Source organism: Hymenobacter negativus (assembly GCF_016056375.1).
In the GTDB taxonomy this organism is placed as follows: domain Bacteria; phylum Bacteroidota; class Bacteroidia; order Cytophagales; family Hymenobacteraceae; genus Hymenobacter; species Hymenobacter negativus_A.
In genome coordinates this window covers 24,079-46,141 of the sequence record NZ_JAEDAE010000015.1, presented here as the reverse complement: position 1 = coordinate 46,141, position 22,063 = coordinate 24,079, and the positions used below count along the sequence as shown (strand labels likewise).

Here is a 22,063-nt window from a genome sequence, read left to right as displayed (position 1 = left end):
CACAGCAGCGCCGCGTCCACGTTGCGCACCGCACTCGCCGTGAAGTCCGTCAACTCCACCGGCAGCGGGAAGGCACCTAATACAATATTGATGGTCTGCACCGTTACGCCGCCAAAGAGGTCGGTGGTAGTGATAGTCACCGGAATGGTACGGCCAGCACGGGGCAACTTGGTGCGGTCGGTTACCGTGAACAAGCCTGTAGTAGAACTGTAGGCGATGCCCACCCCAGCCAGGGTCGTGGTGTTGGCGTTGGTGATGGAGCCGGTGGCGATGCCATTGTTCACTGTGCCCGCGGCCGTCGTACCGTTAGCATTATAAATCAGGCCCGAGGTGTTGTACATCGCGCCGTTGGGGTCGATGCCGTAGGCCACCACGTCGCCGTTCTGGTACTGGTTCGCGTTGCCGCCTTTGGTGATAACCGTGTACACCGACAGGTTATCCTGATTCACTGGCACTGTATAACGGGCAATGTTTGACACTAAGCCGTTGTTGTCGGTGGCCGTGAATTGAAAGAAGTCGTTGTTAGCAGCGAGCGTCGAAGGCGTTGTGCTACCCTGCGCGCCGGCGACGGCGGGGTCATAAGTAAGCTGGGCGGCTTCAGCCAAAGTCAACGGGCGAGGCGCGGTCACGGCCGTGCCGTTCACATACAGCGTGCCCACGGTAGGAATGGCCGTGATGTTGTAGGAGGCGATGGACGAACTGCCCACCGTGGCGGCCAGTGAGGTGATGGCCACCTGGCCGGCGGTGTTGCCGATGGGGCTCTGCCCGGCGTTGGTGCCGGTGCGGCCGTTATTCACGATGTCAGCCGCCACCGGACCGGTCGGGGCAATGGTGGTTTGCTGCGAGGCCGGATTGTTGCCGCTCACCGGGTCGGGGGTGGCGCCAGTGCCCGTGGTGCTGGCCGTGGCCGACACCGTGTAGGTCGTGGTGCTGGCTTCGGTGAAGCTCACCGTATTCACCACCTCACCGGCTGCGCCCAAGTTGAGGGTGCCGTAGCTGATGGTGATGGTGTAGCCGCCCGCAGCCGTGCCGCTGATAGCTACCGTGCCGGGGCCGCTCACCGTGGGCGTGCCCGTGGCTGCGTTGGCCGGGATGCTGATGGTTTGGGTAGCGCCCACGGCGGGCGAGCCGCCCGCACTGCCGGCCGTAGTCGGGGCCAGGTTGGTGGTGGTCACGGTGTAGGCCACCGCGCTGCCTAGGGCCGTCTGGCTGGGGCCACTCACCACGGTGCTCAGGTCGGCGCTGGCCGTGATGGCCACGCTGCTACTCTTCACGTTATCGGCGGTTAGGGCCGCGCCTTCGTTGTTATCGGAACGCACCGAAGCCACAGCCACCAGCGGGCCGGTGCCCGGGGCCGCCACGCGCACGGTGAATCCCGTGCCGGTAGCACCCACGGCCAGAGTGGCCGTCGTCGGGAAGGTCACCACGCCGGTGGCGGGGTTGTAGGTCGAGCCGTCAGTGTAAGTCGCCACGCCCGTGGTGCCGTTCACCGAAGACGGCGTGCTCTGGCCGTTCACCACGATGGCATTCACGCCCGAAGTGGGCTGGCTGGCGGTCACCACCACCTGCGTTTGCACGTTGGTGCCGGCAGTGGCGCTGGTGCTGGCGTTGCTGGGCGTCACGGTGAAGGTCACGAACTGACCGGCCGTTTGCGTGGCCACGCTGGGGTTGATGTTCACCGCAATGTCGGCACTGCCGGCGCTGGGGGCGGCCAGTTGCGTGGTCGCGCTGGCCGAGTTGTTGTCCAGGTTGCGGTCGGCGCTGCCGGTGGCGGGGTTCACCGTGGCCACCAGGTTGAGGCTGGTGGCGCTGGGCGCGCTGAAAGATACCGTGTTGGTAACGGCCGAAGCCGTGCCGGTGAGCTGGCTGCTGATGCCCGGGAAAGTCACGATGCCCGTAGCCGGGTCGTAAGTCGAGCCGTCGGCGAAGGTGGCCACGCCCGTGGTGCCGTTCACGTTGGCGGGGTACTGGCCGTTCACGCGCAGCGAGTTGCCGCTGGTGGCCACCGGCAGGCCCGTGGGGGCTTGCAGGGCCGTAGCCGAAGTGCCGCTGGCCGTCGAAGTGCCGTTGTTGGTCGTCGTCACGGCGTAGGTCACCAGGTCGCCGGTCGTGGCCGAAGCCGGGCCGCTCACGGCCACCACGATGTCGGTGGCCGTAGATACGGTGGTTGTCACGGCGCTGGTGTTGTTGGCCGGGTTGGTATCGGCCGACGTGCTGCGCACGGCCGCTACGTTGGCCACCGTGGCGCTGGCCGGGGCCAGGTAGGTGAGCGTGTTCTGGGCGCTGGCGCCGCTGGCCAGCGAGGTCAGGGTGGCGAAGGTCACCACGCCGGAGCGCGGGTCGTAGGTGATGCCGCCCGTGTAGGTGGCCACGCCCGTGGTAGCATCCACCGAAGTAGGCAGGCTGCCGTTAATCTTTAGCCCGTTGTTGTTGGAGGTCGAAGTGAGCAGGCCGGCAGCAATGGTCACTGTTTCCACCATGCCCGTAGCGGTATTCGGGCCGTTGTTAAAGGCGGTGGCCACGTAGCTCACCGGCTGGCCGGCCTGGGCCGTCGTCGGGCCCAGCAACTGCACGCTCACGTCGGTGCCCTGGCCGATGGTGGTCAGGGTCGAGGCCACGTTGTCGCCCGTCACCGGGTCAATGGAAGTAGTCGAAACCGAGGCCACGGCCAGCAGCGTGGGGGCGTTGGGTGCCGCCACCGAGAAGGTATAAGTGGCCGAGCCCTGCGGGGCCAGCGTACCGGCGCTCGGGAACGTGAGCACCCCGGTAGCTTGGTTGTAGGTGGTGCCGGCAAACGAGCCGCCGGCGTAAGTAATCACCGTCTGGCCGTTCACTACGGCGCTGGAGTTCGAGGTCGAGCCCGTGATGCCGAGTTGAGCGGCCGTAAGGCCGGCCGGCAAGGCCACCACTTCCTGCACGCTGGCCGCCGGGCCGGGGCCGCTGTTGTTGGCTCTCGCGGTGTAGTTGACGGTAGCACCGGCCGTCACCGTGCCCGGCGAGACGTTGTTGCCGCCCGAGGTGGCCGTGAGCGTGGTGCTCACGTTGGCGGCCGTACCGCTGCCGGCCTGGGTGGTGAGCGAGGCAGCCGTAGCCGAGTTGTTGGCCGTATTGGTGTCGTTATTCGAAGTGAGCGAAGCGCTGGTGAAGGTCGAAGTAACGGTACTGAGCACAGTGCCGCTGGTCGGGGCCACGAAGCTAACCGAGTTGTTGGCCACCTGGCCGGGAGCCAGGGCAATGGCCGGGAAGGTCACTAGGCCGGTGCTGCTGTCGTAGGTGCCGCCGTTGGTGGCGTACACGTTGGTGCGGCCCGTGCCGATGTTTACCGTTTGCACCACGGCCGTGGCGGGGCTGCTGCCCACGTTGCTGGCCGTCACGTTATACGTCAGCAGGTCGCCGGCCGTAGGGTTGGTGGTAGGGCCGCTGATGGTGGTGGCCAGGTCAGCCTTCACCGACACGCCGAGCGTGGTGCTGGCGGTGTTGTTGGCCGGGGTGGGGTCCACGTTGCCGTTGCCCACCTGGGCCAGCACCGTAAACGGCCCGCTGGCCGGTGCCGCGGCCGAGAACGTGTAGTTCTGCGAAGCGCCCGATGCCAGCGACACAGCCGGGAAGGTGAGTACGCCGGTGTTCTGGTTGTAGGTAGCGCCGCTGAAGGTGCCGCCGGTGTAGGTAATCACGCCGCCGCTGGGCGTGCCCGCCGTGGCGCCGGTGATGGTGAGTTGCGCGGCCGTCAGGCCGGTTTGCAACTGCACGGTCTGCACCACATTAGAGGCAGAGCTCAGGCCAGTGCCGGCGTTGTTGGTGGCCACTACCGAATAGGGCACCAAGGCGCCCGCGCTCACCGTGCCGCCCGAAGCCGGGGTTGAGGTGATGGTCGTCGAGAGGTCCGAGCGGGTGCTTTCCACCGTCACGGTGGCCACGGCCTGGTTCGACGGCTTGCCGTAGATGTCGTTCACCGTGTAGGGCAGCGTGGCCACGCCCACAAACCCCCCAGCGGGCGTGAAGGTGAGTACGCCAGTTGTGGCGTCCACCGTCCAGGTACCCACCCCCGCGATGGTGCGGGTTTTCACTTGCGAGTTGGTAGCAGGGTTGAGGTCAACCGAAGTAGCGTCGAGGCCGCCGGTCACGTCAGAGTCGTTGCCGAGGATAGCAGTAGCGCCGTTAAAGGTCACGGCCGCGCCGGGTGTGGTGGTGGTCACGTCGTTCTGCGCCACCGGCGCCGGGTTGCAGGTGGCACCAGCCACGCTGTTGTTCACCGGTGTGCTCAGTGTGGTGGGGCCAAAAGCCCCCTGGCCGGTTGAGCCGGTAGGGCCGGCGCCGCCCAGGCCGACGGTGGCACCGAAAGCGTTGCCGCTGGTGGCATTACCGTCGCCAGTGGTGCCGTTCACGCCACCCGATACGTTGCTGGCCGCCAGCGTCGCGTTGGCAAACACCACGCCGCCGCCGCCGCCGCCGCCCGTGCCGTGCGCCGCGGCATATACGGCGTTGCCGCCGTTGCCGCCCTGGGCGCTCACCGTCACCGTGCTCAGGCTGCCGCGGTCCACCGTCAGCAGCACCGAGCCGCCCGCGCCGCCGCCGCCCTGGCCGTCGTTCTGACCCGAAGCCGCACTCGTGCCGTTGGCCGAAACTGTGCCCGTGCCTGTGGCGCTGCCGGCCCGCAGCAGCACCAAGCCACCACCGGCGCCGCCGCCGCTACCTACGTTGTCGTTAGAATCGCCCGAGCCGCCGCCACCGCCCAGCGCCAAGCGGTTCGGGCTAAATACCGTGAAGGCCGCGCCCGGCTCGCCGCCAATGGCAAGGGCTTGGTTGTAGTTGTTGCCGCCGCGGCCACCGGCCCCGGCGTTGGCGCCGCCTGCGCCGCCCGAGTTCTCGAAGCCAAGCGCGTTCTGGCTCCGCACCCCTGAGCCCCCGGCCGTGCCAGGTGCGCCGCGGCCGGCATTGCCGCTCACGTAGGCCGAGCCTGTGCTTAAGGCCGCGCCGCCGTTGTTCACCAGCGCCGGGGTACCGGCCGTGCCTTCGCCCTTCTGAGAAGTCGCATCCGAGTTAAGCACAAACTCCGACGCGGTAGAAGCGCCGGCCGTGCCGAGGCCAATGTTCACGTTGGCCCCGCCGCGGAAGCCCGCGCCGTCGGCGTTGATGGTTTTGCCGTTGAAGTTTACCACCCCGGCCACATCCACAGCGAATACACCGCCGGTGGTGCCGTTCCAAGGGGTCACAATAATGTCATTGCTCAAGGTCAGGTTGCCGTATTGGGGCACCCGCACCACCTGAAAACGCTTTTGTGCCACAGCCGTGGTGCCGGTCGCGTTGGCGTAGGAGTTGCGCAGCCCGGTGGTCAGCGTCACGGTGCCGCCGCCGGCCGGCGTAGCCGCCGCCGCAATGGCGTATTCATACTGGCCGGCCAGGTAGCTGGTGTTGCTCACCACGTTGTTGGCCGGCAGGCCGGGCACGCCGTCGCCGTACTGGTCGGTGTTGGTCGCGTTAAGGTCGGCGCCCTGCATCTGAATGATGAGCAACAGGTCGCCCTGCGCGATGGCCGTGCCCGCGCCGGTGGCCGCACCCACGGTGAGAGTGGTGCTGGTAGCATTCACCGTGGCCGAGGTACCCGGGAAGTAGGACATCGGGTTGGCCGAGAGCGTGGTCAGGTTGGTGGGGTTGCCGGCCGACACGCCCGGGCCGTTGGACCCAGGGCTGGCGCAGGCCGTGGCCGAGGGCGCCGTGATGATGGTGCTCACGATAGCGCTGGCCGCCGTGCCGTCGTTGTTGGCCACCGTCTGGTCAGGCGAGCCGGCCTCGTTGGCCGCCGAGGCCGTGACGGTGCCCGCAGCGGCGGGAGTATAGCGCACCGTGTTGGTGACATTCTGGTTGGGCGCGAGCGAGGCAATGGAGGCAAACGTCACCACGTTGCCCGTAAGCGTCGCGCCCGCGGGCAGCACCACATTGGTGGCGCCGGCGGGCAACGTAATGCTGGGTACCACGTTGGTGGCCGTGATGTCGGGGCTTAGGTTCACGGTCTGGGCCGTGTAGATAATGGACTGGCCCACTGTGCCCGCGTTGGGCCCGCTGAGCACGGTTTGCACGTCGGCCGTCACCAGGCACTGCTGGTTGAACGTGAAGGTGCTGGTGATACCTGCGCCGCCAATGGTGGCGCCGTTGGGCGGGAAAGAAACGGCCGGGTTGCCCACGTTGTTGACGCCGGTCGAATTGGTAACGCCGTTGGCACCGCCGGTAACTACGGCACTGGCCGGAGCATCGGTGTAGGTGATGAAACCGCCGCCGCCGCCGCCGCCGGGACCTTCGGCTTCGTTGTTGGCGAGGTTCTGGGTGCCCCCCTGCCCGCCCACGGCCGAAACCGCGAGGGTGTTGCTCACGGTTCCGGCCGTGTTCAGCACGATGCTGCCGCCGCCGCCGCCGCCGCCCGCGCCGTCGTTGGTGGAGGCGGTCGTCACGCTGCTGCCGTCGGCAGCAATGGTAATGTTGGTAGTGGCAGTGGTAGCCCGGGCTATCCGGCCGGCTGCCAGCACATAAATCAGGCCGCCACCGTTGCCGCCCGACGTACTAACGCCGTCGTTGGCATCTCCGGCCCCGCCGCCGCCGCCGAAGAAGAGCCGGCCGCCGGTCTGGTCGAGCGGACGCCCGCCGAGGCCGCCAGTGTTCCGGCGGTTATCGCCGCCCCAGGCGGCATTGCCGGGCGCGGTGGTGTTGGGGTTGTTTTGCGTGTTGGAATAGGAATAGCCCCCGCGCCCGCCGCCGCCCGACGTCGATGCGGAAAAGTTATTTCCTTCCAGGTTCCAAGCCGTAGCGTAAGTGGACGAGTTGTTGGGGTTGCCCTGGCCGTTCCAGGCCGTGGCACTTACGTTGGCCCCGCCGCCGCCAGATGCATTGTGGTTGTTGCCGCCGCCGCCGCCATTGGCCGGAGCCCCACGGCCGTAGCGACCGCCCAGGTTGTCGTAGTCGGTCTGGTAACCGGCAATGCTTTCGCCTTTCTCCGCACCGTTGGCGTTGGTGTTATAGAGGTACCCCAGGGCACCGTTGACAGCGGTAGCCGAGCGGACCACTACCCCGCCCCGAAAGCCCAGGCCCGTTGCGTTGATGGACGAACCAGTATTCATGATGACATCGCCCTGCGTCTCAATGGACACAATGCCACCGGTGCTACCGTTCCAAGCCGTGGGCACAATGCTCGTATTGGTATTGAGCGTTAGGGTGGTGTAGCGCGGAATCCGCACGATTTGCACCCGGCCGGCAGCGGTATAGGCCTTCTGCAAGCCGCAGGCCACCACAATAGTCGTGGCATTGGGCACGCTGCGCACCTCGCTCAGCTCGTAGTTGCCGGCGTTGTTATAGGCCGAAACGGCACCGTAGCCCGCGGTGTTCGTGGTGGCGATGCCGGCCCCCTGCATCTGGATAATCATTACCAAGTCGCCGGTGGCCAGGGCTGTGGTACCAAAAGCACCGCCCGTGAGGGCACTGTTAGCCACGCTCAGCGAAGTGGCCCCCGTTCCGGCATTGGCCGTTAGGGTGGTGTAGGTATTCACAACCGTGCTGGCCGCTGTGATGGTGCCAGCCCCGTTTTTGCCCCGCTGCGCATGAGCGCTGTGCCCAATGGCTAACAGCAGCAGGAGCAAGAATTGTAAGTGAGATTTCATAAAGGTTAGGACACGGGGTTAAAAGGCAATCAGAACTAAATCAACAGGTACCAACGGTGGGAGTACAGGCGGCAGTCTATGCATACTATAGATAGTAGGACTGTAAGACGTACAAGGCTCTTCTACTATTTGCATAAGCCTACTTTAGCAACGCCCAAAATTACAATCTCGGCCCTGCCAGAGAATCGCCATTTCGACAAACGACCTTATTTCCACGGTGAAAAGCGTTTAATAATTATGGTCAAGATGGCTCCGAGTATCAAGCAGTTAACACAGTGTGGCTGAGATTAAGAGGTATGTACGATGCCATCGCTAAGCCGGATTTAGCGCATTTGGCACTGCGCTTAATATTGTTATAGTTCAATTAAATAGTGATATCAGAATAATAACGGAAATGATTTATTTATTGAAATTCAAGTAGATAATTACCCATGGCAGCACCGAACATAGCGCAGTAACAAGTGGCCACAAATGCCATACTTTTGATTGGCCGCCCTACAGCAAAAAGCCCTTCTCCGATGGAAGAAGGGCTTTTGTATTAATAAATTATTAATTAGACCGCGCTACCCGCGCCCGCTGGCTACCACCAGCTGGTGGAGCGGCTCGTTGAAGCCCACGGCCTGCACCAACTCCTCCAGCGGCAGGTGCAGGCGGTACTTCCAGAAGTGGGCGGGGTTGCTCGGCACGTTGATTTGCTCCTCGTGCGGGTTGGCCCGGCGCAGGTGCCCGTCGATGGCCAGCAGGTCCTGCAGCGGGAAAATGGCCCACATGGCCGGCGAGTGCAGGTGCTGCACCAGGATTTCGCGCCCCACCCACGGCTCGCAGTAGAACGGCGCCACCTCCCGCCAGTGACCCAAAACGGTCTCGTAAAAGCGCTGCGTGCGTACCCGGTCTTCTTCCCACCAGCCGCGCACGGTGCTCATGTCGTGGCTGCTGGTTGTGACCACGCTCAGGTAGGGCGCGCTATCCGGGTGGCCAAATTCGGTTTCGGGGTTGGAGGGCATGCGCTGGATGTTGAGGCCCAGAATGCCGAGCTCCTTCATCACGCCGGGCACCGAGGCGGGCACCATGCCCAGGTCTTCGCCGCAGATGAGCATGTCGGTGGCGTAGCGCACGGGCGGCAGCTTCACGAGGCCCTGCTGGCGCCAGAACTCTTCGTGGCGGCGGAAGAAGAAGTCCACGTAAATGTCGTCGTAGAGGCGGCGGCGGTCCTCGTCGGAATCCAGCTCGCGGAACGAGTAGCTCTTGTTCAGGGTGATGCGCGGGTGATAGAAGTCGTCGCCGGCGGGCACGAAGAGGACTTCGTTTACCAGGGCAAACAGGCCCTTTTGCAGCCAGGCGAAATACTCGGCGTGCTCGGGGTAGGTGGCTACTTTTTCGGCGATGTAGGCCTCGATTTTGCGCTGGTCGCTCACGGCCTCTTTGAGGTGAATGCGGCCGTAGCTGGCGTCGTCCATGTACTCGTCGAACACGTTCTGCGCTTCGCCCTGGAAGATGTCCTGCAGCATGTGCCAACGGATGTAAGGCTCGCAGAGGCGCGAGTAGTCGAACCAGCCGAGGCGGCGCTCAATCTCGTGGCGGTGCAGCGGCAGGGCCGGCGCGAAGTGGCCCAGCAGCCCCTCCACCGACTCGATGGGCATCTCCCAGATGCGGAAGAAGCCCAGAATGTGGTCGATGCGCAGCGTGTCAAAGTAGCGGGCGAGGTAGCTCATGCGCTGCTTCCACCACAGGTAGCCGTCCTCGGCCATGCGCTCCCAGTTGTAGGTCGGGAAGCGCCAGTTCTGGCCGGTGGTCGAGAAATCATCGGGCGGGGCACCGGCCTGGGCGTTCATGTGGTAGAGCTCGGGCTGGGTCCAGGCGTCTACCGAGTGGCGGTAGATGCCGATGGGCAGGTCACCCTTCAGCACCACGCCCCGGCTGCGGGCATAGTCGACGGCGGCGCGCAGCTGCTTGTCGAGGTGGAACTGGGTGAAGAAGAACAGGCCGTAGTCGTCGTAATCGGGCGCGGTTTCGGCGGTGAGCGCGGCCACGTTTGCGGGCGTGCGGAATTCTTCGGGCCACTGCTGGAAATCAGCGGTACCAAACCTGTCGCGCAGGGCCGAGAAGGCAGCGTAAGGCACCAGCCAGTCGGCCTGACTGGCGAAGAACTCGCGGTATTCGGGGTCGGCTAGGAAGGCGGCTTTCTCCTGCTTATAGAGCAGCTTAAGAAACTTCCACTTGGCGTTCATCACCGGCTCGTAGTCCACGAAATCCTTGGCGTTGAACTCCTGCTTTAGCTGGGCCAGTTCTTTGGCTGCTTTCTTGTCCTTAAGCGTGGCAATGCCTTCGAGGTGAATGAACTGCGGGTGCAGCGCAAACACCGAAATGGCCGCGTAAGGGTACGAATCGACCCAGGTATGGGTGGCCGTGGTGTCGTTAATGGGCAGAATTTGGACCAGCTTGAGGCCGGTTTGCACGGCCCAATCGGTCAGCAGCTTCAAATCGGAGAACTCCCCTACCCCGAGGCCGGCGGCGCTGCGCATGGCAAACACGGGCAGCGCCACGCCCGCCCCGCGCCAGGCGGTGGCGTATTGGTACGCTTCGTCGTTGAAGACGCGGGCCACGGTGCGGTCCGGTGTGGCGGGCACCACGCGGTTTTCGCCGCCCTCCATGTCGAGGGCGTGGCCGGCGGCGGCGTCCCACATGGCGTATTTATAGTAGCAGTCCTCGGTGGGGTTTTGCAGCGTCACGGTACCGCTCCAGGTGGGGTAGTCGGCATCCGAAAGCACCAAGGCTTTGGTGTTGTCCCAGGCTCCCAGCGCGGGGTCGGAGCCAAGGATGCAGAGGCCGAGCTGCGGCGCTACGCGTGGGGCCAGCAGGCGGAAGGTGGTTTCGCCGGCGGCCGTTTTGGTGGTTGGTTGGTCGTTGTCCGTTGGCAGCGCCGGGGCCGCTTCAGTCGTGGCTTTGGCGGCTTTCGAGCCTTTGGCAGCGGCGGGAGCTTTGGCTTTTTTGGCGGGCGCGGCCGGGGTTCCAACGGCGGCCGTGGCTTTGGCCGGGCGGCGGAACAGGGCTTTGGTGAAGGCGGCGGTCAGCAGCTCGTTTTCGGGCTGGGCGGGGGCGCGCCAGTAGTCGGCTAGGTGCAGGCGCTGCGTGCGGGAGGCGTCGTAGGCAATGCGGCGGTTGGGACCGGCCTCCCAGTGCTCGCCGCCGGTGTTGTCATCGCGCAGCACATACTTATAGGTAAGCTCGCCCACGGCATCGGGCACGGTCAGCTCGAGGCTCCAGCAGGTGGTGGCTTCGTCGTAGTTCATGTCGGCGGCTGCGTTGGGCTGCCAGCTGCCGAGGTCGGGGTGAGAGCCGCACACGGCCAGGCGCTGGCCAAGTACGGTGCGGTAGGGAAGGGAGAAACGTAGTATCATGGGAGCTGGTGGGGTTTGGGACGCGCAAGATAGGTACTTGCCGGGGACGATTTATGAAGCCGGAACAGGGCGGGAATGCTCAAACGGTTGCGCACGGGCATTGGCCGGGGCCGGGCTTACGCAGCCGGGCCGGGTCGTGTTCGGCAGACGGGACAGCAGGCCATTTTGCCAACCCCAGCCACAGTTTCTGCGTTTGGAAAGCTGCTCCTGCTTTGTGTTGCTGCTAATTACCTTCCGCCTTGTCCACTTTTCTGCGTCGTGCCCTCTACGGAATTCTGGGGTTAATTGCCCTGGTGCTACTCCTCGTCATCGGGGTGGTTGTGTTCTTGCAATTTCCTTCGGGCCAGGACTTTGTGGCCAGCAAAGCCGAGAGCTACCTGCGAGGCAAGCTCAAGACGGAAGTCCGCATCGGAAAATTCAGAACCGACTTTCGCCACGCCATTAACCTCGACGGTGTGTACCTGGAAGACCAGAAGCGCGACACGCTCCTGTCGGTCGGTCACCTCGGCGTCGACCTCGATATCTGGGCGCTGCTACATAGCCAGGTAAATATTTCCAACGTCGAATTGAACGACGGCCGCGTGCGCCTCACGCGCACCGAGCCCGACTCGGTGAATAATTACGACTTCATCGTCGATGCCTTCGTGGACCCCAACGCCCCAGCAGATACCACGGCTTCGAAGCTGAAATACGACATCGGCAAGGCGCGGCTCACCAACATTTACTTCACGCAGAATGACCAGGTAACCGGCTCCGACATTCGGGCCCGGGTGGGCGAGTTCACGGCCAACATGGACGAGGTGGATGTGGATAAATCCATCTACAAGGTGGATAACGCGGCGCTGCACCGCTCGGCCATCAGCATCGTGCAAACCAAAACGGCCCCGGAGGTAGAAAACCCCGGCCCCACCGAGCCGCTGACGCTGCAGTTTGGGCTGAACCACGCAGCGCTCGACAGCGTGCAGTTCACGTACAAAAACGCCCCGGCGGCGCAGTTCATCAGCACCAATATTGGCCTAGCCGACATCACCGCCAAGAACATCGACCTGCAAAAGCAGCGCGTGAGCCTGGGCAAGCTGACACTGAAAAACACCACTTTCGCCTACGCCCAGAACGAGGCCGTGCCCGTGGCCGAGCGCGTGGTGAACCCCGCCGAAGCCGTGCGCAAGCTGGACGAAGCCACCGACAAGGCCAAAGCCGCTACCGGCCAGAGCGCCGCCGCGCCGGGCTGGCGGGTGCTGCTGGACGAGTCCGACATCAGCGGGCTGGCCGTGAAGTTCGACAACTTCAACCAACCGAAGCAGCGCACCCGCCTCCCGGCGCTCGACTACAACCACCTCAATTTCACCGACCTTGTGCTGAACACGCACGATTTGAGCTATTCCGAAAACCGCACCACGGGCAAGGTTGATAACCTGGCCGGCCGGGAGCAAAGCGGTTTCCGCGTCGATTCGTGGAAGGCCAACGTGGTGTACGACTCGGTGCAGATTCGGCTCGACAGCCTCGATTTGATTACACCGCACACCCGCATCCGGCGCACGCTGGCCATTGGCTACGAGAGCCTGGCTGCGCTGGGCAACGCGAAAAAGCTGCCGAATCTGAAGATTGAAGGCGATTTGCGGAACGTGCGGCTGGGCTTTCGCGACATTCTGTATCTGGCGCCGCAACTGGCCGGCACCTCTCCTTTTAATACCGGCCCTAATCAGTCGGTGCTGCTGAACGGGCAGATTGCCGGGCGCGTGGGCGACTTCTCGGTGCGCAACCTGGAGTTTGTGGGGCTGCGCAATACGGTGCTCAAAGCCCGGCGCGGCCGCATTCAGGGCCTGCCCAATACGGATGCGCGGCTGTACGCCGACCTCGACATTCAACAGTTCAGTACTTCGCGGGCCGATATTCTTAGTCTCGCGCCGAAGGGCAGCATTCCGAATAATATAAGCATTCCGCCCACGCTGGCCCTGAGCGGCACCTTCCGGGGCCGGCCCACCACGCTGGCGTTCGATACCAACCTGAAGCTACGTTCCACTTATGGTAACCTCGCGTTCAGCGGGAAGCTGGGGGCGGCGCAGGCGGGTGGTCGGCAGCCGCTCATCGGCACGTTTGCGGTGGGCGGATTCGACTTTGGCAAGCTGCTGAAGGACCCGAGCATCGGGCGCGTCACGGCCACGGGCCGCATCAACGCCACGGGCGACTTGAAAAGCCCCGCCTCGCTGGTGGGCCGCGTGCAAAGCACCGTGCAAAGCGCCCGCTACAACGGCTACACTTACCACAGCGTGGTGGCCACGGTGGACCTTGACCACAACCGCTACATCATCAACGCGAGCAGCAAAAACGACCCCAACCTGAACCTCGACCTGAGCGCCGTGGTAAACCTGCGCGACGCAAAAAACCCGACTTACGAAGTCACGAAGCTGAACCTGCGCGGGGCCAACCTCACGGCGCTGGGCTTCTACACCGGCGGTGACCTGCGCGTGCAGGGCGACCTGGTGGCCAACCTGCGCGGGTCGAATCTGAACACGCTGAATGGCACGTTCAGCGGGCGGCACATTGTGATAGTGCGCGATAACCAGCCCTTCCCGCTCGACTCGCTCAACGGCCGCATTGTGCAGAACGACCGCCGCACGCTGGCCGTCATCAGCTCCGACATTGCCAATGTGAACCTCGATGGCAACGTGCACCTGGGCGACATTGCCACCGAACTCCAGCAGCACCTCGACCGCTACTTCGATGTACCCGGCGTGAAGTACGTGCCCAGCGCGGCCGACCGGCATTTCACCTACTCCCTGAAGCTGAAAGACCCCAAGCTGGCCACCAAGCTGGTGCCAGGCCTGAAGCGAATTTCGCCCTTCACGCTGGCCGGCGACTACTCGCGGCAGGCCGCCCGCCTCACGGCAAATACCAGCATTCCTGTCATTCGGTATAATAATTACAAGCTCGATTCGCTGCGCCTGAACGTGGATTCGGACCCCGCGAAGCTGGACTATAGCCTGCGCCTGGCCCAGGCCGCCCAGGATTCGACCCTGAAACTGCGCCGCCCCAGCATCATCGGCAACGTGGCGAATAACAAGCTGTTCAGCCGCGTGGCCATCCTCGGCGACTCGGCCAACCGCGAGCGGCTGGCGGTGGCCGGCACCCTGCAGGCGCTGGCCCAGGGCGGCGGTAGGAACAGCAGCGTGGTGTACGAGTTTGTGGCCGCGCCGCAGCAGGTTATCAACTACGAGAACTGGACGGCGGGCGCCAACAACTTCGTGCGCTACTACCCCACTGGCGAAGTGGTGGCCAACGGCCTGAACCTGACCAACGGCCGCAGCACGCTGGCCCTGCAAAGCCAGAACCCGCAGGTGCGCACCTCGCCGCTGGGCGTCACGTTTACCAATTTTGAGCTGGCCGAGCTGGCCCGCATCGTGCAGCAGCAGGACTCGCTGGTGGCCGGCAACCTGAACGGCACGGCCCGCATCGACAACCTGGGCAAGCCCAGCCAAGCCTTCACGGCCGATGCCACCATCAAAAACCTTGTGTTCCAGAAAGCCCAGATTGGCGACATTGCCCTGCGCGCCACCAACCCCGCCCCCAGCCGCTACGACATCGACGCGCGCCTGACCGGCGGCGCGGCCGGCACCGTGGGCGGCGCGGGCAACGACGTCCAAGTGCGCGGCACCTACCTCGCCAGCAGCCCCACCCCGCTCAACCTGACGGTGGATGCCAACCGCCTCAACCTAAAACTAGTGGAGCCTTTCTCGGTGGGCCAGGTGCGCCAGGCCAACGGCTACGTGCGCGGCCAACTCACGGTGACGGGCGCACCGAGCGCACCGGTGGTGCGCGGCACGCTCAATACTTCGGACGATGCCGGGTTTGTGGTGCCGCAGCTGGGCTCACCGTTCCGCCTGCCCAACCAGTCGCTCACGTTCGATGACCGGGGCATTGCCTTTAACAACTTCACAGTGCTGGATTCAGCCTCGAACAAGGCGGTTATCAACGGCTACCTGCTGAGCAAGGACTTCATCAACTACTCCTTCGACATGCGGGCCACGACCAACAATTTCATGGCCGTGCGCAGCACCCGCGAGAACAACCAGCTGTTCTACGGCCGGCTGGTGCTCGACTCGGACACCCGCCTCACGGGGCCGGTTTCGCTGATAAAAGTGAATACCAACGTGACGGTGGTGGATGGTTCCAACCTCACAGTGGAGTCGCCCACGGCTACGCCCACCACCGTGGAACGCGAGGGCATCGTCGAATTTGTCGACAAAAGCGCCCCGCTTGATACCATGCTTTCGCGCAAGCTGGCGGCCGGCGATACACTGAAAATGGCGGCTTCGGGCTACGACGTGACGGCCGTGGTCACGATTACCGACCGCACGCCCTTCACCATCGTCATCGACCCGGTGAGCGGCGACAACCTGAAAGTACGGGCCGCCGGCACGCTCAACACCAACATTGCGCCGGATGGCACCATCACGCTCAGCGGACGGCTGGAGGTGGGGCGCGGCCTGTACCATATGTCGCTCTATAGCCTGGCGCAACGGGATTTCATCATTCGACGCGGCTCCACCATTACCTGGGACGGCGACCCGTACAATGCCACGCTCAACATCACAGCCGTGTATAAGGTGCAGGCCGCGCCGGCCGAGCTGCTGGCCGGCCAAGGGGCCGACGACCTCACCAGCGCTACTGTGTCGCGTAACCGCCTCCCGTTTAACGTGCTGCTGAACGTGACCGACCAGATGAGCAAGCCCACCATTGGTTTCGATATTACGATGCCCGAAAACCAGCGCGGCGCCCTCAACGGCCAGGTCGATGCCAAGCTGGCCCAATTGCGCCAGCCCAACCAGACTTCGGAGCTCAGCAAGCAGGTATTTTCGCTGCTGATTCTGGGCCGGTTTGTGGCGCAGAATCCTTTCCAGACCAGCAGCGGCGAGGGCCTGGTGGCCACGCAGCTGCGCGGCAGCGCCAGCGCCGTGCTGACGGACCAGCTAAACAACCTCACCGGCAAGTACCTCGCTGGCCTAGGCCTCGACCTGGGCGTGACCAACCAAGCCGCCTACGGTGCCGACGGCAGCCAAGGCAGCCGCACCGACCTGAACGTGGCCCTGCGCCGCCAGCTCCTCAACAACCGCCTGACCGTGCGCGTGGGCACCGACATTGCCCTGAGCGGCAACACTGGCACCCAAAGCACCCAGGGCCAGAACAGCCCCAGCAACCTGGCCGGCGACGTGAGCCTGGAATACACCCTGCTGGCCGACGGTCGCCTGCGGGTGCGCGTGTTCCGCCAGAACAGCTACGAGGACATCGACGGGGCCTTGGTGCGCACCGGCGCGGCCCTGGTGTTCCAGCGCGACTACCGCGACCTCAAAGAGCTGTTTTCGAAGGTCCCGAAAGACATTAAACAAGAGCGCAAGGCCAACCGCAAGCAGGAAAAGGTAGAGAAAAAGGCCGAGAAGGACTCGGTGCAGCAAAGCCAGCCCACGGCGCGGATGGATTCGACGAAGCAAGCGAGCAAGAAATAGATATTCAGTTGGTAGTGAACGATAGTAGCATGTTTGATTGGCATACCCGAACCTTACTTCCCGGTGTCACCTCACCCCCCGGCCCCCTCTCCCGAGGAGAGGGGGAGCCTGACGCTGCTCTAACAACATCGTTAAGCTCCTCCTCTCCGCGGGAGAGGGGGCCGGGGGGTGAGGTGCGGCGCCTGCTCAGCCTTGCTGTGCTTCTATTTTTTACTTCCTGCTCGGGCCTACGCTACATTCCCGAAGGTCAGAAGCTCTACACCGGCAGCAAGGTCATCATCAAATCGCCTGAAAAGCTCACCAACAAAGCGGCGCTGCAAACCGAGTTGGAATCAGTGATTGCGCCTAAGCCCAACAGCTCTATTCTGGGCCTGCGGCCGAAGCTGTATTTCTGGCACCTGGGCGTGGGCAAAAAAAAGGGCCTGGGCAAGTTCTTCGCCGATAAGTTTGGGGAAGCGCCAGTGTTGCTCAAGGACGTGAAAATCAGCGCTAGCGAGGGCCTGATTACCAACCGGCTCTACAACAACGGCTTCTTTAAAGGCACCGTGGCCCATGAGGTGAAAGCCAAGGACAAAACCGCGCAGGTCGACTATACCGCCAATACCGGCAAGCCCTATACCATCAAGGAAATCCATTTCCCCGAGGGCGATACCGCCGTGAATGCCGCCGTGCGCGCCACCCAGCCCGGCACCCTGCTGAAAGTGGGCGATGCCTACAACCTGACCACGCTCACCAACGAGCGGGTGCGCATCGACAACGTGCTGAAAAACGAGGGTTTCTTCTACTTCAACCCCGATTACATTCTGTTTCAGGTAGATAGTACGCTGCACGACAAGGTGAACGTGTACCTGCGCGTGAAAGGCAACACCCCGGCCAAAGCCGTGCGCCCCTACTGGCTCGACGTGGTGAAGCTGAACACGAACTACATCCTGACCGATACCACCAAGCGCCCGCCGGTGCTCTACCGTAAGTACGAGTATTATCCCGACGAGAAAGTATTCAAGGCCAGTGCCATTACGCGGGCCACGTTCCTGTACCCGGACAGCCTGTACCGGCGCCGGCGGCGCGACCAGACTATCAGCCGCCTGATGAGCCTGAACACGTTCAAGTTTGTAGAAATCCGCTTGAAGCCGGCTGTGGCCGGCGACTCGGCCGGCCGCGCCCGCCTCGACGCCGACGTGCTGATGACGCAACTCAAAAAGAAAAGCCTACGGGCCGACTTGCAGCTGGTGTCCAAGAGCAACGGCTTTACCGGGCCGGGCCTCACGGTGTCGTTCCGCAACCGCTCGGCCCTGCGCGGCGGCGAGCAATTGCTCGTGAATGCCGTGGCCAGCACCGAAACCCAGACCGGCAGTGGCAGCGGTGGCGTGGGCCTCACCAGCTACGAGCTGGGCCTGAATGCCCAACTGCTCGTGCCGCGCCTGGTGGTGCCCGATTTGCCGCTACTGGATGTGCACCTGCCTAACTCTGATTTCCAGCCGCGCACCACCATCGGGGCGGGCTTCCGACTCGTGACCCGCGCCAACTATTTCACCCAGAACTTCTTTAACCTGAAATACGGCTACTCCTGGAAAACCAAGATTACCAACGAGCAGGAAATCAAGCCGATTGACATCACCTACGTTCAATTCACGCCCACCGACCAGTTTATCCCCATCCTCGAAGCGCGGCCTTTTCTGAAAAGCGCGTTTCAGCAGCAGTTCATCCTGGCCAGTTCCTACCGCTACACCTACAACCAGCAGGTGCTGGAGCAGCGCCGCCAGCAGATTTATTTCAGCGGGCAGGTGGAAGGCAGCGGCAACCTGGCGCAGGGCCTCGTCAGCTCTTTCGGCGGCACCAAGGACGCCAACGGCAAGTACACCATTGGCGGTCAGGAGTATAGCCAATACCTGAAATTCGATTTCGAATTCCGCGAATACTACCGCATCAGCCAGAATCCGGCTTCCGGCAACCGCATCGTGGCGCGCTTCCAGGCCGGCGTGGGCATGCCCTACGGCAATTCCGACGTGCTGCCTTACCCCAAGCAGTACGGCATCGGCGGGCCAAACTCGGTGCGCGCCTTTGCCGCCCGGGGCGTCGGCCCCGGCACCTACCGCCCCCAGAATGCCACGCAGGACCTCAACAGCTTCTACGACCAGGTGGGCGACATTCGCCTCGAAGGCAACGTGGAGTACCGCCAGGACCTGATTCCCTACCTCAAAGGCGCCGTGTTTCTCGACGCCGGCAATATCTGGCTGGCCAACCCCGACCCCAGCCGCCCCGGCTCGGACGACAAGGGCCAGCCCGACGGCCGGTTTGGTCAGTTCAGCGCCAGCACTTTCCTGAAAGAACTGGCCGTAGGAGCTGGCGTAGGCCTGCGCGTCGACGTGCAATTTTTCGTCATTCGCTTCGATTACGCCATCCCGCTGCAAGCGCCTTACGGCACGCCCACCAGCACCACCGGCCGCTTCAACCTGGCCATTGGCTATCCGTTCTAGCGAGTGACTGAGTGACGTTTTTCAACGATTCACTCAGTCACTCCCTCACTCAGTCACTCGTTACCGAATTATCGGCATCCGCTCGAACGGCCGTTCGCGGTCGAACTGGTAGCGGAAGGTGGCGTGGGTTTTCACGATGGTGGCCCCAATGGAACGCGTGGTAACCAGCATGCGCGGGTTGAAATCGCCAATCCAATTCATTTCGATGTCGGCGTAGCCCGCGTCGATGAACGCCTGGCGGGCATACACCAACATGGCCGCGTCCACGCCCTTTCCCTGGTACTCGGGCACCACGCCGTAGATGATGCCGAACAGGCGCTTGTCGCGGCGGCGCATGAAGCGCCAGCGCGCCCACAGAAAGCGCAGCTTGCCAACGAGGTTGAGACGCCGGCCCACGTGCCGGAAAATGTGGTTCAACTCGGGCAGGCTGATGAAAAATGCCACCGGCTCGGAGCCGTGGTAAGCAAACCAGAGCAGGCGCTCGTCTACCACGGGCTTCATTTCCTTCACGATGTTGCGGGCCTGGTCCAGCGTCATCGGCTTCACGCCCGAGTGCCGCGCCCACGCCAGGTTATACACGTGGTGGAAGTCGTAGGCCAGCTTTTCGGCGTCGGCCTTGCGGGCGTGCTCAAACCGGAATTCGGCCGCGTGCTCCTTGGCCTGCTGCGCAAAGCGGGCGTGCAGCGGCGCGGCCGTGGTGCGGTAGCAGGTGTATTGCTTGAAGTACAGCTGAAATCCGTACCGCTCGAACAGCTGCTGGTAGTACGGCGGGTGCCAGAACATGCCGTAGTTGGGCGGGCGGTCAAAGCCGTCAATTAGCAGGCCCCACAGCCGGTCGCGCTCGCCGAAATTGATGGGGCCGTCCATGGCCTGCATGCCGCGCACGGCCAACCACTGCCGGGCAGCATCGAACAGCTCATTGGCGGCCGATTGGTTGTCGATGCACTCGAAAAAGCCCAGGCCGCCGGTGGGCAGGTCGGGGTTTTGCACGTCGGGCGCGTCGCGGTTGAGGAAGGCCGCCACCCGGCCGATGACCGTGCCCGCAGCATCGGTGAGGACCCAGCGAATGGCTTCGCCGTTGGCAAACTTCGGGTTCTTGATAGGGTCGAAAACGGCCTCAAGCTCGTTTTCCAGAATCCCGATGTATTGCGGCACGGCCTGGTGCAGGCGGGCGGGCAACTCCACAAACTGCCGCGCCAGGCGGGCATCCGTAACTTCAAGCAGCGGCATAAACTAACACGATAAAAGCAACGCTTGCCAACCAAACCCAAGCGCGAAAGGCCCAACGGGGCCGCAAAGAAACACCCGCGCCACCGTTCAGCATTCAGGGCCGGCGCAGCACCGTGAGGATAACCGCGCCGCCCACCCTAACCACATACACCGGCTGCCCCGCCCCGGCCGGGTACGGCCCCGGGTGCCAGCGGTGAATGCTCAGAAAATACCCCCCGGCGGCCGAATCCGGCGGCACCAGGCGCAAGCGGGCGCGGGCGGCGGGCGGCAGCACCTTGGCATTGATGCGCAGGGTCATTTCGGTGCGGCTGTCCATGCTTACGGGCACGGCCGAGCGGGCATCATGGGCCAGCACCCATTGCAGCCCCTGTTTCACCGATAAACCCCAGTAGTCACGCTCAAAATTCTGCTCGATAACGCGGCCGGGCAAAAAGCTGAAGTAGGCGTATTGAAACGGATGCTCGGTAGCTATGCGCCACGCCACCTGTGCAGTGCCCAGCGCCACCGTCAACAGCGCCGCCCCAGCAGCCCACCCGCCCGCACGCGGGCCCTGCTGCCACTGCTGCCACTGCTGCCACATCAGCCGCAAGCCCTGAACAGCCAGTAATAAGAAGGCCGGATACACAAAGTACAGATGCCGCCACCCGTCATAAATGGCCGAATGCAGGAGCACCACGCCCAGCAGCGGGCCGACGAACCAGGCCAGCACCAGCAAGTCGCGCCGACTGCCCGTGCGCCGCAGCCAACGCTCCGGCCCCAGGCTCCATAGGGCGCGCGCCACTCCTGCCGCTCCCACCACAAACAGCAGCGCATAGGGTACGGGCGTGGTGATGAGCAGCCACACCAGGGCGTAGTGCCACGGCAGGGCCTGAATCGACACAAACTGCCCCAGGTAAAACACTTCCAACGGCTTGGCATAATGCCCAAAGCTGCTTAGCGCAGCCCTGAAATTTTCCCAGGGGTTTTCCCACAGGTAGGGCCAGGCCAGCACTACCAGCACCGCCGTCAGGGGCAGGTAGAGGGCCAGCGCCCCGGCCAGTCCGCGCCGCCGCACCGGCCGCGCCCACATCTCCAGTATTCCAAAAGCCAGGGTGAGCAAGGGCAGCAAAATGCCCATCGTGCGCACGTCGATGGCCGCCGCCGTGGCCAGGGCGTGCAGCAGCGCCCGGCCCGCTGTGGGCCGGCGCAGCAGCCGCGTGAGCGTGAGCACGGCCAGCGCAAACAGGCTCAGGAACACGATGTCCTTGTAGTTGTAAAACGCCTCAGCGAAGATGCGCGGCGAGAGCACCAGCGCCGCCGCGCCCACCAGCCCCCAGCGCCAGCTGCCCAGCCGCGCCCGGCCCAGCCGATACACGGCCCACGCGCCGGCCACAAACAGCAGGAACCCGGCCAGGTGCCGCCGGTAAGCCCATTCGGCGGGGTCGGGGCCGGGCCGCAGGGCCTCCAGGCCTACCCAGGGCAGCATAAACAGCACGCCGTGGTCGGCATCGCGGTGCTGGCGCAGGTCGGGGATGTCGGCCAGGCGGGGTTGGCGGCTGGCCAGTTCGGGGGCCAGCTTCAGGGCAATGTACTTGGCGCTGACGAAGGCATTGAGGCGCTCGGCGGGCTCGTCCCAGCCCATGCCATAGTCGCGGTGCAAGGCAAAACCCACCAGCACCAGCAGGCTGAAAAACAAGCCCACTACCCAGCGGCGCGAACGAATAAACGCAGAAAAAGCAGAGTCAGGCAAAGCGGCGCGATGGCAAATAGCAGCACAGATTGGCAGCGAATGTAGCCCCGAACATTGTGCTGCCCACTCCGGCCTGCCA

6 protein-coding genes are annotated in these 22,063 nt (G+C 63.8%); 2 read left to right on the top strand and 4 right to left on the bottom strand.

Annotated features, from left to right (window positions below; genetic code table 11):
• Window positions 1–7,646: beta strand repeat-containing protein (locus tag I7X13_RS20825; protein ID WP_198076967.1), on the bottom strand; the 7,646-nt coding region annotated here is incomplete at its 3' end.
• Between the two features lie 563 nt (window positions 7,647–8,209).
• Window positions 8,210–11,044, bottom strand: coding sequence for a 4-alpha-glucanotransferase (locus I7X13_RS20820; RefSeq protein WP_198076966.1), 2,835 nt, complete (start codon window positions 11,042–11,044; stop codon window positions 8,210–8,212).
• A gap of 239 nt (window positions 11,045–11,283) precedes the next feature.
• Between I7X13_RS20820 and I7X13_RS20815 the strand changes: the two genes are divergently transcribed.
• Together I7X13_RS20815 and tamL are read left to right on the top strand one after the other, a co-directional pair.
• Complete coding sequence (locus I7X13_RS20815; protein ID WP_198076965.1) at window positions 11,284–16,548, top strand: translocation/assembly module TamB domain-containing protein; 5,265 nt, start codon at window positions 11,284–11,286, stop codon at window positions 16,546–16,548.
• A 197-nt stretch (window positions 16,549–16,745) separates the two neighbouring features.
• Window positions 16,746–19,025 carry a translocation and assembly module lipoprotein TamL gene (gene tamL / locus I7X13_RS21980; RefSeq protein ID WP_198076964.1) on the top strand — a complete coding sequence of 760 codons (2,280 nt, stop codon included), beginning with the start codon at window positions 16,746–16,748 and terminating at the stop codon, window positions 19,023–19,025.
• Window positions 19,026–19,085: 60 nt separating this feature from the next.
• On the opposite strand, the gene I7X13_RS20805 is transcribed toward tamL, so the two are convergent.
• Window positions 19,086–20,255 carry a hypothetical protein gene (locus I7X13_RS20805; RefSeq protein WP_198076963.1) on the bottom strand — a complete coding sequence of 390 codons (1,170 nt, stop codon included), beginning with the start codon at window positions 20,253–20,255 and terminating at the stop codon, window positions 19,086–19,088.
• Window positions 20,256–20,349: 94 nt separating this feature from the next.
• Window positions 20,350–21,984, bottom strand: coding sequence for a hypothetical protein (locus I7X13_RS20800; protein WP_198076962.1), 1,635 nt, complete (start codon window positions 21,982–21,984; stop codon window positions 20,350–20,352).
• Window positions 21,985–22,063: the final 79 nt, after the last annotated feature.

Coding starts and splice junctions, on each gene's coding strand:
- I7X13_RS20805 (WP_198076963.1), bottom strand. CDS start 20,255: ATGCCGCTGCTTGAAGTTACGGATGCCCGCCTGGCGCGGCAGTTTGTG.
- I7X13_RS20820 (WP_198076966.1), bottom strand. CDS start 11,044: ATGATACTACGTTTCTCCCTTCCCTACCGCACCGTACTTGGCCAGCGC.